The organism is Micromonospora sp. NPDC050980 (genome assembly GCF_040653835.1).
In the GTDB taxonomy this organism is placed as follows: Bacteria; Actinomycetota; Actinomycetes; order Mycobacteriales; family Micromonosporaceae; genus Micromonospora.
Genome location: NZ_JBFAGS010000004.1, coordinates 299,859 through 311,828, shown reverse-complemented (window position 1 = coordinate 311,828; position 11,970 = coordinate 299,859). Strand labels below are relative to the sequence as shown.

General features: G+C 71.2%; 12 protein-coding genes and 1 tRNA gene. 9 read left to right on the top strand and 4 right to left on the bottom strand.

The window, feature by feature from the left end; translation table 11 throughout:
• Positions 1-168: 168 nt before the first annotated feature.
• From AB0H28_RS09800 to AB0H28_RS09785, 4 genes are all read left to right on the top strand, one after another.
• Positions 169-807 carry a GNAT family protein gene (locus tag AB0H28_RS09800; RefSeq protein WP_358036637.1) on the top strand — a complete coding sequence of 213 codons (639 nt, stop codon included), beginning with the start codon at positions 169-171 and terminating at the stop codon, positions 805-807.
• 179 nt (positions 808-986) lie between these two features.
• On the top strand, positions 987-1,769 hold the full coding sequence (locus tag AB0H28_RS09795; protein WP_358036478.1) for a hypothetical protein: 783 nt from the start codon (positions 987-989) through the stop codon (positions 1,767-1,769).
• A 205-nt stretch (positions 1,770-1,974) separates the two neighbouring features.
• Positions 1,975-2,048, top strand: a tRNA-Ala gene (locus AB0H28_RS09790).
• A gap of 796 nt (positions 2,049-2,844) precedes the next feature.
• Positions 2,845-3,411 carry an NUDIX hydrolase gene (locus AB0H28_RS09785; protein ID WP_358036476.1) on the top strand — a complete coding sequence of 189 codons (567 nt, stop codon included), beginning with the start codon at positions 2,845-2,847 and terminating at the stop codon, positions 3,409-3,411.
• A gap of 3 nt (positions 3,412-3,414) precedes the next feature.
• Here AB0H28_RS09785 and AB0H28_RS09780 read toward each other — a convergent pair whose 3' ends face one another.
• Entirely contained in the window at positions 3,415-4,827 is a 1,413-nt protein-coding gene (locus AB0H28_RS09780) for a helix-turn-helix domain-containing protein (protein ID WP_358036474.1), read from the bottom strand.
• Between the two features lie 148 nt (positions 4,828-4,975).
• Here AB0H28_RS09780 and AB0H28_RS09775 point away from each other — a divergent pair, with 148 nt between their 5' ends.
• The 3 genes from AB0H28_RS09775 (at position 4,976) to AB0H28_RS09765 (ending at position 8,064) form a co-directional block, all read left to right on the top strand.
• The gene (locus AB0H28_RS09775) at positions 4,976-5,314 is read left to right on the top strand and encodes a hypothetical protein (RefSeq protein ID WP_358036472.1); all 339 of its coding nucleotides are present in this window, start codon (positions 4,976-4,978) and stop codon (positions 5,312-5,314) included.
• Positions 5,315-5,317: 3 nt separating this feature from the next.
• A complete protein-coding gene (locus tag AB0H28_RS09770) occupies positions 5,318-5,590 on the top strand; it encodes a hypothetical protein (protein WP_358036470.1) in 273 nt (90 codons plus the stop codon).
• Between the two features lie 389 nt (positions 5,591-5,979).
• The gene (locus tag AB0H28_RS09765) at positions 5,980-8,064 is read left to right on the top strand and encodes a cellulase family glycosylhydrolase (protein ID WP_358036468.1); all 2,085 of its coding nucleotides are present in this window, start codon (positions 5,980-5,982) and stop codon (positions 8,062-8,064) included.
• 42 nt (positions 8,065-8,106) lie between these two features.
• On the opposite strand, the gene AB0H28_RS09760 is transcribed toward AB0H28_RS09765, so the two are convergent.
• The gene (locus AB0H28_RS09760; protein ID WP_358036466.1) at positions 8,107-8,571 is read right to left on the bottom strand and encodes a hypothetical protein; all 465 of its coding nucleotides are present in this window, start codon (positions 8,569-8,571) and stop codon (positions 8,107-8,109) included.
• Positions 8,572-8,731: 160 nt separating this feature from the next.
• On the opposite strand from AB0H28_RS09760, the gene AB0H28_RS09755 reads away from it, so the two are divergent.
• The gene (locus AB0H28_RS09755; protein WP_358036464.1) at positions 8,732-9,313 is read left to right on the top strand and encodes a hypothetical protein; all 582 of its coding nucleotides are present in this window, start codon (positions 8,732-8,734) and stop codon (positions 9,311-9,313) included.
• Positions 9,314-9,626: 313 nt separating this feature from the next.
• On the opposite strand, the gene AB0H28_RS09750 is transcribed toward AB0H28_RS09755, so the two are convergent.
• Positions 9,627-10,769 carry a hypothetical protein gene (locus AB0H28_RS09750; RefSeq protein WP_358036462.1) on the bottom strand — a complete coding sequence of 381 codons (1,143 nt, stop codon included), beginning with the start codon at positions 10,767-10,769 and terminating at the stop codon, positions 9,627-9,629.
• Positions 10,770-10,834: 65 nt separating this feature from the next.
• Positions 10,835-11,491 carry a 4'-phosphopantetheinyl transferase superfamily protein gene (locus tag AB0H28_RS09745; RefSeq protein ID WP_358036461.1) on the bottom strand — a complete coding sequence of 219 codons (657 nt, stop codon included), beginning with the start codon at positions 11,489-11,491 and terminating at the stop codon, positions 10,835-10,837.
• 117 nt (positions 11,492-11,608) lie between these two features.
• Here AB0H28_RS09745 and AB0H28_RS09740 point away from each other — a divergent pair, with 117 nt between their 5' ends.
• Positions 11,609-11,878, top strand: a complete 270-nt coding sequence (locus AB0H28_RS09740; protein WP_358036459.1) for a hypothetical protein — start codon at positions 11,609-11,611, stop codon at positions 11,876-11,878.
• Positions 11,879-11,970: the final 92 nt, after the last annotated feature.

The window sequence follows — 11,970 nt, the reverse complement described above, 5'->3', positions numbered from 1 at the left end:
GAGGAGTGCAGCGAAGCGGAGCCCCGCAGTCGCGAACGGTTCGGGCTCGGTGAGCGCGAGGAGTGCAGCGAAGCGGAGCCCCGCAGTCGCGAACGGTTCGGGCTCGGTGAGCGCGAGGAGTGCAGCGAAGCGGAGCCCCGCAGTCGCGAACGGAAGGCTGATCCGGTGATGTTCCGGCGGGCGCCGGGGTGGCCGGCGGTGCTGGTGGACGGTCCGGTGGTGCTGCGGCCCTACCGGCGGTCCGACGCGGTGCCCTGGTCGACGATCCGGCGGGCGAACCGGGACTGGCTGGCCCCGTGGGAGTCGCACGTGCCGGGCGGTTGGGATGAGACGAACTCGCCGGCCGCGTTCCGACTGGTCCACGCCGACCAGCGGAGGTCCGCCCGAACCGGCGACGGGATGCCGTTCGCGGTCTGCCTGCGCGTCGACGGGCAGGAGCAGTTGGTCGGCCACCTCAACGTGGGCAGCATCGTCCGGCGGGCGTTCTGCTCCGGGTACGTGGGGTACTGGGTCGACTCGCGGGTGGCCGGGCGGGGGGTGATCCCGACCGCGGTCGCGCTCGCCGTCGACCATGCGTTCGGTCCCGGCGGCCTGCACCGGATCGAGGTGAACATCCGGCCGGAGAACGTCCCGTCCCGGCGGGTGGTGGAGAAGTTGGGCTTCCGCGAGGAGGCTTACCACCTGCGCTACATGCACATCGACGGTGCCTGGCGGGACCACATCGGATACGCGATGACCGGCGAGGAAGTGGCCGCCGAGGGCGGGCTGCTGGCCCGTTGGCACCGCGTACGTGACAGCCGGCGCTGAGCCGTTCGGGCGGCGACCGCCCGGCGCGGCGCACGGTGAACCGGGTCGGCGGCCCGTAACCTCAAGTAACTGCAAGCTGTGGCAAGCGCTGCCCGCCCGCATGATGTGCGCCGTTAACGAGAGTCGACGGAAGAAGTTGCGGCCGTGTGGCGCTCGCCCCGAACTTGGTGACGGGAGGGGTGAGGGTGCCGACGTCGGTGCTCCTCGCCGTCCTCGCCGCCGCCGGTCTGCTCGCCCTCGCTCCGGCGCTGGTCCGCCGGTACGACGCCACCGAGCGGCTGGTGGCGGAGCGGGCGCAGTCGACGGCGCGGGTGCTCCAGCGCGAGCGTCGTCGGCGCACCGTGCCCGGACGGCGACCGCTGCACCCGCCGCGCGCGCTTGTTGTCACCTTGAGTGAAGTTTCCGACACGGGCGGTCTTGCCCGGCCGGTTTCCGCTCCGCCCGTCCGGCGGCGCTCCGGCCGACTCCGGCCCGTTTCGGCGGTTCCGGCCCAGTCCCGCCGACGGCACCCGCCCCGACGCCGGCACACCCCGGCGGTCTACCGCCGACGCCGAGTGCTCGCCGCGCTGCTCCTGCTCAACCTCGTCGAGCTGGTCGGTGTGATGCTCGTCGGCCCCGGGTTCTGGATCAGCGTCTCCGTCACCGGCACGCTGCTCGTCGTGTACGTCGTACACCTGCGGCAGCGGGCTCTGGCCGAGCGCCGGCGGCGGCGTGCGGACGCCCGGGAGGCGGCCTGGCTGGCTGCCCGCCAGGCCGAGGTGCGCCGCGAACAGGCCCGGCGCGCGGCGGCCCGGCGGGAGGCGCAGCGCCGGTTGGCGGCGCAGCGGGAAGCGGTCCGGCGTACCGCGATGGGCCTGGACCGTCCGGCGGACCTGCCGCCGGCCGCGAGCGGCGGCTCGGTGTCCTACCGGCGGGCGGGCGGCTTGCGCGGGCGTCCCTACCAGTCCGGCCGCGGCGCCTGACCGCCCTTGGCCGACTCCACGGCCTTGATCGACTCCAGTTCGGGGAGGGGGTGGTATCCGGGTGCCTTGGATGCCGCCACCTCCCCGAAGTGGGCGTCGCCGGGCCGCGGTGGGGCGGTTCGCGTAGCGGGCGGGCGACCTGTTAGCCTTGTCGCCGACCCGCCCGGTGCGAGCCGGGTGGGATCAACGCCGGTCCGCCGGCGGAGGGGCTGTGGCGCAGACCGGTAGCGCACCTCGTTCGCATCGAGGGGGTCAGGGGTTCAAATCCCCTCAGCTCCACCCGGATCAAAGGCCGTTTTCCGCTCGTCGGAGACGGCCTTTGTAGATCTTGTACAGCAGCGATCGCTCAGGTGTCGAACTGCTCGCCGAGGCGCTTGAGGGCCGATTGCATCGCTGCCGAGGTGGCCTAGCTGTAGATGTTCATGGTCACGGCGATCCGGCTGTGCCGAAGGATCTGCATGGTGACCCGAGGATGGACGTCGAGGGCCACCAGCAGGGAGGCGCAGGTGCGTCGGGTGGTGTGCACCGAGATCTCCCGGACGCCTGCTTTGCGGCAACGGGGTCTTGAACTCTCGGTGAAAGTTTCTTGGCTCGACCGGGGTGCCGAGTCGGGTGGTGAAGACCAGGCCGGTGTCCTGCCAGGCCCGCCCGGAGTAGTCGCGGTGTCGCTGCTGATCTTCCCGGCGGGAGCGGAGGGCGCACCAAACCCGGGGCTTGACATTCTCACCGATCCGGAGCTGCCCTGGGATGACAGCACCAGCGCTCATCGACGCACCGTGATCGTTCCCTCGCGAAGGATCAAGCTTTGCTGGCCAGACAGCCGCCAGCGAAGCTTGACATCCATAGGAGCATCGGGATGGCGAGGTAGGGGGTCTGTCAGATGAGCGGCTCTGTCTCGTTCGTTTTACAGTCCCGCACGAGACGATGTCAGGTGGCAGCAGCCGGCAGATTGTGTCCGTATCCCCCCGACGGGGGTCGCCGTGGGGTGCTCGTCGACTGGGCGGCGGCCCGAGCAGTGCCCCCAGGAAGCGTTGCCAGCGGCGCGTGGTGAGGGTTCAGCGCGGATACTGGCGGGGTGGTGGAGGAACAGGCGACGGAGTTGACCCGGTGGACCATCCACGGCGAGCGGGTGGTGGATGATACGCGCCGGGCGCGGCTGAGCATCGCCGAGGTGGAGTTGCCGGATGGGGTTCGGTTCGAGCAGTACGTGATCCGGGCTCCCCGGTCGGCCATGGTCGCCGTGCTCGACGACCAGGAGCGCCTGCTGTTGATGCGGCGGCACCGGTTCGTGTTCGACCGGTGGGTGTGGGAGCTGCCCGGCGGCTACGTCGACGACGACGAGCACCCGGCGCAGTGCGCCGTGCGGGAGGTCGAGGAGGAGACCGGCTGGCGACCCCAGGCAGTCGAGCCGTTGCTGTCCTTTCAACCCTGGGTCGGCACTGCCGACGCTGAGAACCTGCTGTTTCTGGCCCGCCAGGCTGAGCACATCGGCGAACCCACGGACATCAACGAGGCCGAGCAGGTCGCCTGGATTCCGCTCGACGAGGCATACGCGCTGGTGTCCCGGGATGAGATCGTCGGTGCCGGCACGGTGATTGCCGTGCTGGAGCTGGCCGCTCGCAAGGCCCGGGGAGAGCTGTGACGGTCAGCGTCGAGGGCCGAGAGTGGCATCGACGCGACCGGTGAAGTGCCGGACGGCAGGTAGCCGCCGGTGTGGGGCGAGCTGCGCTTGCAGGTCGCGGACATAGCGAACGGCCCTGGCCGAGCGGAGCTGGTTAGTCAAAGTCAGGGCTTCCGCGCCGACGGCGCAAGCCCGGTCGGGTTCGCCCTGCTGGGCGTGGACGCTGGCGAGTAGGGCGAGGTTGAACGCTCGGCCGCGTACGTAGCGGTTGTCCATGCGTAGGGATCGGGCGGCGAAGCGTTCGGCGTGGGTGTTGCGGCCGAGGGCGTGGAAGCAGTGGCCGAACTTGGCCGACAGGTATGCCTCGTCGAAGTAGCTGAGCCATTGCGGATCACCGCTGCGGTCGGCCCGGTCGAGAGCCTGTTCCGCCTGATGCAGGGCGGTGGCGCAGGCCCGTTCGTCGTTGGCCTTGGCCAGGGCGTGGGCTTCCATGACGTGAGCTTCGGCGGTCAGGACTGGAACCCCGGCGCGGCGGGCGGTCCGGCCGGCGGCGCGGGCGAGGTCGAGGCCGGTGGCGGTGTGGCCGAGGTAGGTGGCCTGGTGGCTCATCGCGGCGAGGATCTCCGCGCCGAGGCCGTCGTCTCCGGCGGCGTGGGCGAAGTCCAGGGCGCGGGTGAGGTACCGCTGGGCGATGCCGTGCTCGGCCGTGTCGTACGCCTGCCAGCCGGCGAGTTGGGCCAGTTCGGCGGCGGCGCTGAGCAGCCGTTGCCCGGTGGGGTGGTCGTAGCGGCCGTCGGTGAGCAGCGGGGTCACCTCCTGGTGGAGGTAGCGGGCGACGGTGTCGCGGGCGTGCCCGCCGCCGTACTGGTTGTCCAACTGGCGGTAGGTCGCCGTCATCGCCCGGATGGTGTCAATCTCCGGTTGACCGACCGTGTTGCGTCCGGGTTGGGTGACCGGGGCCGGGTCGGGTGCGGTGAACCAGCGCAGCGCCGGCAGGGTGTAGCCGGCGGAGCTGAAGGCCACCTGCCGGAGCACGTCTCGACGGTTCACGTCACCTCGCCAAAGCTCTGCCGCACTACGTACGTCCTCCTGCCAGGTCCGATTGGCCGGCGACTCGCTGGGAATACGCCGTTCAAGGTCGGCCGGCGCAACAGCCTGTCGGGGTGCCAGTCCCATCGTGATCCGCGCCTGGTCGGGCATCCGGCAGCCGTCGGCGATCCGCTCCAGCACGTCGATCGAGGTGACCTTGCGTCCGGCCATTAACCGGCTGACGTAGCCCTGCTCCAGCCCGACCGCAGCCCCGATCCGGCTCTGACTCGCCCCGGTGAGATTGGTGATCCAGCGGAACAGCCCGCCGATGTCGCGGGCGGCCAGGGCGGTCAGCACCTCGCCGTGCGACCACGCACCCTCCGGTATCCGCAGCGGATCGAGCAGCACGGCAGCTCCCAGCGTCGCGTTCCGACTACTCAAAGTGTTCAGGTCGACAGCCTAGGGCGACCCGTTCCCGCTGGTCGAGCCGTCCCATGTCACCGTGACATGACCCCTGGCCATGGAACGGCCCGCCGCCGGGCGGGATGGTCGGCGCATGTCCTTCGATGTCGACAACCCGCCCGTGGAGCCGCCCGCCGGCTGCCAGCACCGCCTACTGTGGCGGTTGGCCCGCGCTCTCTGGGAGGCCCACCGGCCCGACAACGCCGGCTTCTGCGTAGCCACCGGCTGCTGGCACACGAACCAACGCGACCCCTGCCGGCTGGCCCGCCTCGCTCAGGAGGGATTGAGAACCGCCTGCGGCGAAGCCACCCCCGCCTCGCCGCCGTGGATCGCCGTCACCCGCGAACGCCTGGCGGCCGGCGACATCGACCCCGTGGACGCCGTCGCCGAAGTCCTCTGGCACCACCGCCACACCCCCAGGGCGAGGCGGTGACCGATGGGAGCCATCTACACCTCAGCAGCCTTCCGCGAGTACGCCAGAGCACAGGTGGCCCACGCGGACATTCTGCTGACCAAGCACGCCGAGACGGCCCTGAGCCTGTGCCGCTGCGGCCGACTCCACCCCTGCGACGAACACCGCCACTGGCTGGAGATGCGCACCCACTTCAGACAGTTCCTCGTCGACGAGCAGTACAGCAGCGAAGTACAGCAACCCCACCCACCGAACCCGACCCCGAGCGACCCCGACAGGCCGGACGACCTCGGATGACACCCGATCCAACCGGCGTGTGCCGGGCCAGTTTGCATCGCGGGGGTCAGGGGTTCAAATTTCCTCAGCTCCACCCGGATCAAAGGCCGTTTTCCGCTCGTCGGAGACGGCCTTTTTCGATCTCGCACCACAACTGCAGCTGCTCGCCGAGCCGGGGGTGGGAGCTGCCTCGGTCGCCTCCGAGGCCATCTTGATCGAGGGCGCAGCAGGGGAAGCGATCACCGACCGGAGCGCGCAGAGCAGGTTCTACCGCCGCTCAGACTCCGCGCGCCTGGCATCTATCGACGCCGATTGACAAAGTTTGGACTCCAAACTTAGTCTCGCGGCTGGGCGGGTGTGCGCCCCGCCTGTTCCGTCCACGCGCACACCCACCACCCGAAGGAACCACGATGCTCGGCTTCTCCCGTACCGCGAAGCGGGCCCGAATGCGGGTCGGCCTCGTCGCGGCCACCGCCGCGACACTCGTGGCCGGCACCGCCCTCCTGGCGACCAACGCCCAGGCGGCGGCCGGCTGTCGCGTGACCTACAAGACCGCCAGCCAGTGGGCCGGCGGCTTCACCGCCAACGTCGACGTCACCAACCTCGGCGATCCGGTCAACGGTTGGAGCCTGCGCTGGACGTTCCCGTCCGGCCAGCAGGTGACCCAGGCGTGGAACGCCTCGATCAGCGCCTCCGGCGCGCAGGTCACTGCCACCAACGCCAGCTACAACGGTGCGATCGCCACCAACGGCAGCGTCTCGTTCGGCTTCAACGGCTCCTGGTCCGGTGCCAACACGGCACCGACCTCGTTCACGCTCAACGGGGTCGCCTGCACCGGCGGCGTCGGCGGCACCACCCCGCCACCCACCACCACCCCGCCGCCCACCACGCCCCCGCCGGCCGGCAACGCCATGGCCGCGGTCGCCGCCATGCAGCCCGGCTGGAACCTCGGCAACTCGTTCGACGCGGTCGGCGCGGACGAGACCGCGTGGGGCAACCCGCGGGTCACCGAGGCGCTGCTGGACAACGTGCGGGCACAGGGCTTCAACAGCATCCGTATCCCGGTGACCTGGAGCAACCACCACGGCGCTGCCCCGAACTACACGATCGACGCCGCCTGGCTCAGCCGGGTGCGCGAGGTGGTCGGCTGGGCCCTCGCGGACGGCTTCTACGTGGTGATCAACATCCACCACGACTCGTGGCAGTGGATCAACACGATGCCCACCGACCGCACCACGGTGCTGAACCGCTACAACGCGCTCTGGGCGCAGATCGCCGGCGCGTTCAAGGACTCCTCGTCGAAGCTGGTCTTCGAGAGCGTCAACGAGCCGCAGTTCACCGGCAGCTCCGGCGACGCGCAGAACGCCACCCTGCTCAACGAGCTGAACACCTCGTTCCGGCGGATCGTCCGCCAGTCCGGCGGCAACAACGCCACCCGGCTGCTCGTCCTGCCGACGCTGCACACCTCGGCCGAGCAGGCCCGGGTCGACGAGCTGGTCACCACGTTCAACGCGCTGAACGACCCGAACCTGGTCGCCACCGTCCACTTCTACGGCTACTGGCCGTTCAGCGTGAACATCGCCGGCGGCACGACATTCGACGCCACCGTGCAGCAGGACCTGACCGACCAGTTCGACCGGGTCTACCACGCCTTCGTCGCCCGCAACATCCCGGTGATCATCGGGGAGTACGGCCTGCTCGGCTTCGACCGCCACACCGGCACCATCGAGCAGGGCGAGAAGCTGAAGTTCTTCGAGTTCCTCGGTCACTACGCGCGTAGCCGCAAGCTCACCACCCAGCTCTGGGACAACGGCCAGCACTTCGACCGCACGTCCTTCGGGTGGCAGGACCCGGAGCTGTTCGCGCAGATCAGGTCGAGCTGGACCACCCGCTCCGGCACCGCGTCCAGCGACCAGGTGTACGTGCCGCGCACCGGCACGATCACCGCCAAGAGCCTGACCCTGAACCTCAACGGCACCACGTTCCAGGGGCTGCGGCAGGGCACGACCGACCTGGTCAACGGCACCGACTACACGGTCTCCGGCAACACGCTCACGCTCACCGCGTCCGCGCTGACCCGGCTGGTCGGCTCCCGCGCCTACGGCGTGAACGCCAACCTCCAAGCCCGCTTCTCCGCCGGCGTGCCATGGCGGATCAGCATCATCACGTACGACCCGCCGGTGCTCGGCAACGCCACCGGCCCGACCAGCGGGTTCGATCTGCCGGCGCAGTTCCGTGGCGACCAACTGGCCACCATGGAGGCGAAGTACGCGGACGGCAGCAACGCCGGCCCGCAGAACTGGACCTCGTTCAAGGAGTTCGACGTGACGTTCGCGCCGAACTACAGCAGCAACACGATCACGCTGAAGCCGGAGTTCTTCGCCGAGGTCAACGACGGTCAGCGGGTCACCCTCACGTTCCACTTCTGGAGCGGCACGAAACTGACCTACCACGTCACCAGGTCCGGCGGCACCGTCACCGGCACGGTGAGCTGACACCTGCCCGGCTCCCCGGCAGCCTCCGCTGCCGGGGAGCGGTCAGGTGCGGCGCAGGTCGGTGACCATGACCGGGTAGGCCCCGGCGGGCACGTCGGGACCGGCCTGGTCGTCTGGCACGACGTTGTCCATCCGCATCCGCAGGTGCCCGGGCTCGACCGCCTCGATCGCGATCCGCCAGGCCCAACCGCCGCCGTATTCACCTGTCAACTCGACAGCGCTCGACCCGCCCGCCGCGCCGGTCAGTGCCATTGTCGTCGGCTGCTGGTGCCACGAGTCACCCCACCAGGCGACGAGTGAGCCCGGCGACTCGCCGGCGGCGATGACGAGCAGGCCGTCCTGCGGGCCGTCGGCCGGATGCGCCCACGAGTACGCCACAGTGGTCAGGTGACCACCGGCGGCGGTCGCGACGGTCAGCGTCGCCGGTGACTCGACGAGCGGATCGGCGGGCATCATCCGGAAGCCGTTGGTGCCGGCCCAGGAGCCGGTCACGTCCGTGAGAACCACCGGCCCAGCATAGGTGTGAGGAGGCCGTGCCACCGTCCTCCCGACATGCTGTGGCGGGCAGAGGTGGGGCGGACCGATCGTCGACGCACAACCACGTCCGGTGCGACTCCACCGGCCCTAGGCGGCACGCCACCTCGCCCGGTCCTCGCCGGCCTTGCGCGTGCAGCGCATCAACGTGCCCTTGACGGTGCGGCCGAGCGCTCCCTCCGGGGCGCAGAAGGCACCCGGGTGGACGCTGCCCTTCGTGGTGCCGCTCGACGACTTCGTGGTGCGGGGAGCGCTCGCGGTCCGCTTCGGCGCGGGCTTGGCAGTGGTGCGCTTCGGTCTGGGGGTCGGCTTCGCGGTGGCCGTCCGGGTCGTCGGTCGGGGGGACCGCGTGGCCGGGGGCGCCGACGGCGGGTCGGTCGTAGCTGCGACGGACGGCGAACCGGACGGCGAGACGGACGGGGAGGGGGCCAGCGCCGGGCCGGCGTCCCGTGTCGTTGCGGGCGCGGCGGAGACGAGCGCCGCTGGCTTCCCGTCCGACGAGCCGCCGACGGCCGCGAGCCCACCGCCACAGCAGCAGAGCACGACCACGCCGGCAGACACGACCGCGATCTTCGCGCCGCCGGAGAGCCGCTGCCACCGCGACTGTGTCGTGGGGCGAGCAGATCCGGCACGATTCGGTGCTGATGGATGCGTCACGCGCTTCAGTCTGCTTGTGTTCCGCATACTCGCTAGCGGTCAACCGAGCGCTCCGTGACGCCGCTCCGCGCGTGGGCGATGACGGAGGTCGCGGGAATCGGACCGACCGTCGTGCCCGCGGAAGCCGCTCGGTCCACGCTGAACACCGGTCGCCGGAATCGCGAGTGCCGCGCGTGCGGCACGTACCCGGCTGATCGGATGCTGCTGACCCAAGAGATCTTGGTAGATTCTGGCCCCTCTGGGGGCCATGTCGTACCAAGATCTCGGGAGGCCAGCGGGAGTCAGCCGGCTGGGTTGCGGCGGGAGTCGGCCTGCGCAACGACCGACGGGGGGCCGGTCCCACCCGGGACCGGCCCCCCCCTCGCGCGGGGTCAGGGCTTCCAGGATCCGGCGGTACGCAGGTGGTGCTCGTACTCGACGACGCCGTTGCGGTCCTTGACGTCGAAGATGAGCTGGCCGCTGCGCTTGGAGCCGGCGGGCAGGTTGTTACCCGAGGTCATCAGCTTGCCGCAGCCGGAGAAGGCGCCACCGATGCCGCTCTCCTCGGTGCCGTCCGCGCCCTTCCAGGTGAAGAAGAACGGGTTGATCGAGCCGGTGCCCTTGGTGACCTCGGCGGTCACGTCGGCGATCAGGAACATGCCGTTCTTCGGGCCGGGCATGAACTCCCGGCAGGCGGCGTCCTTGGTCCGGAAGTTGCCGACCGTGATCTCGACGGTGCCGTCGTCGTCGTTGACGATCAGCTTGTCGCCGGCCGGCATGTTGAAGGTCTCGTCGTCGGTCGTGCCCGGCTGCGGCGGAGCGGAGGTGCCGCCGGTCGGCGGGTCGTCGACCGGGTTGCGGTAGGTGATGCCCGGGGTGGGAACGCTGTCGATCGCCTCCTGGGTCTTCTTCGCCCCGCTGTAGACGGCGAAGATGCCGCCCCCGCAGCAGAGCAGCAGCAGGACCACCGCCACGATGCCGATCGTGATCCAGACCTTCTTGCTGGACTTCTTGGCCGGCCCGAACGGCTGTCCCGGCGGCGGGGGCGGGTACGGCCCGGCCGGGTACCCACCACCCGGTGGGGGGTACTGCCCCGGCGGGGGATAGGGCGCGCCCGAGGTGGGCGGGTAGGGCGGCGTCCCGCCGGGTGGCGGGTAGGCGCCACCGGGAGCCGGATACCCGCCACCCGAAGGCGAATATTCGCCACCAGGGGATGGATACCCGCCACCCGGAGGTGGATAGCCGCCGCCCGGGGGCGGATAGCCGCCGCCGGGCGGCGGATACTCGCCACCGGCCTGCGGGAAGGTGCTACCCGGCGGCGGATACGGGGCACCCGAGGTGGGCGGCTGCGGCGCGTCGGAGGTCGGCTGCCGGGGGGCACCCGAGGTGGGCGCCGGCGGCGCGTCCGGGGCGGGCGGCGCCCAGGGGCTGCCGGACACCGGCGGCATCGGTGCGGTGGGAAACGCCTCTGTCGGCGGTTCCTGCGGCTGCTGGTTCGGGTCCTGCGACCCGGACGGAGGCTGAGGGTGGCTCACCGTACTCCTTGGGCACCTTCGGGGCATTCAGTCGGAACGACGGTACAAGCAGGGCTGCCGGGCCCTCACCGGTGGAGCAGAACGGCGGCGGTACGCACCAGGGCGCCGTCGACCGCGAAACGTCCCGTCACCGATGCCGGCGGAGCGGAAACCGGTGCGGCGGCGAGCCGGGCCGGCGCGATGTCCGCGCGGAACGTCCCCGCGTCGGGGTCGAGCGTGACCCGGGCGTCCGGGAAGCCCAGCCAGGTGCCGACGAGTGGGTGCCACACCTTGTAGACGGCCTCCTTGGCGCTGAACAACACGGTCGGCCACTGTGGACCGGCCGGCAGCCGGGCCAGGTCCGCCTCCTCGTCGGGGCAGCACACCTTCCGGCGTACCCCCTCGGGAAGCGGGCGGTGCTGCTCGGCGTCGATGCCGACCGCGCGCAGGTCGGCCGCGCGGGCGACGGCTGCCGCGCAGTAGCCGTGGGTGTGGGTGATCGCTCCGACGACGCCGGCCGGCCAGATCGGGGCGCGGTCGGCGCCGGCGGGCACCGGCGTGACCGGTAGGCCGAGCGCGGCGAGCGCCCGGCGGGCACACACCCGACCGGCGGTGAATTCGCGCCTTCGGCTGGGCACCGCGCGGTCGCTCAGGGCGGCGCGCTCGGCCGGCAACAGGTCGTCGGACCAGTCGGCCGGGCCGGCCACCGCCACGGCGACGGCGGACGGCAACAGATCACGCACGAGCGTCGGTGGGTGACGGGAACACGCGGTGACCGTACCGTAACGGCGGAGCGCACTGTGGCGCTGAGGACACGTTGCGGGGGGAGGCAGCGTCGACACCCATGGAAGGAGTGGCCGATGACCCCCGGTGTGGAGGCGTCGGAACCACGGTCCGGCGAGCACGTCCCGGTGACGCCCGGCTGGACCTGCGGCTCGTGCGGTGACGAGTGGCCCTGCGCCACGAAGCGCCGGCACCTGCTGATCGAGTACCAGGTGGACCGGGCGTCGCTGAGCGTCTATCTCGGTTCCTGCCTGGCCGCCGCCACGCAGGACCTGCGTTCCGCGCCGGTCACCGCGTTGCAGGACCGGTTCATCGGCTGGGTGCCGCGCGGCTCGCGCCGGGTCTGACTTCCCGGCGCTCCCGGTGGCCGCCGCGTCGGGTTCGCGGTGGCCACCGGTCGCGGTGTCGGCGGTGGCGGGGCCGCCGGTCGGGTTGTCGA

Coding starts and splice junctions, on each gene's coding strand:
- AB0H28_RS09800 (WP_358036637.1), top strand. CDS start 169: ATGTTCCGGCGGGCGCCGGGGTGGCCGGCGGTGCTGGTGGACGGTCCG.
- AB0H28_RS09775 (WP_358036472.1), top strand. CDS start 4,976: ATGTCCTTCGATGTCGACAACCCGCCCGTGGAGCCGCCCGCCGGCTGC.
- AB0H28_RS09740 (WP_358036459.1), top strand. CDS start 11,609: ATGACCCCCGGTGTGGAGGCGTCGGAACCACGGTCCGGCGAGCACGTC.
- AB0H28_RS09765 (WP_358036468.1), top strand. CDS start 5,980: ATGCTCGGCTTCTCCCGTACCGCGAAGCGGGCCCGAATGCGGGTCGGC.
- AB0H28_RS09770 (WP_358036470.1), top strand. CDS start 5,318: ATGGGAGCCATCTACACCTCAGCAGCCTTCCGCGAGTACGCCAGAGCA.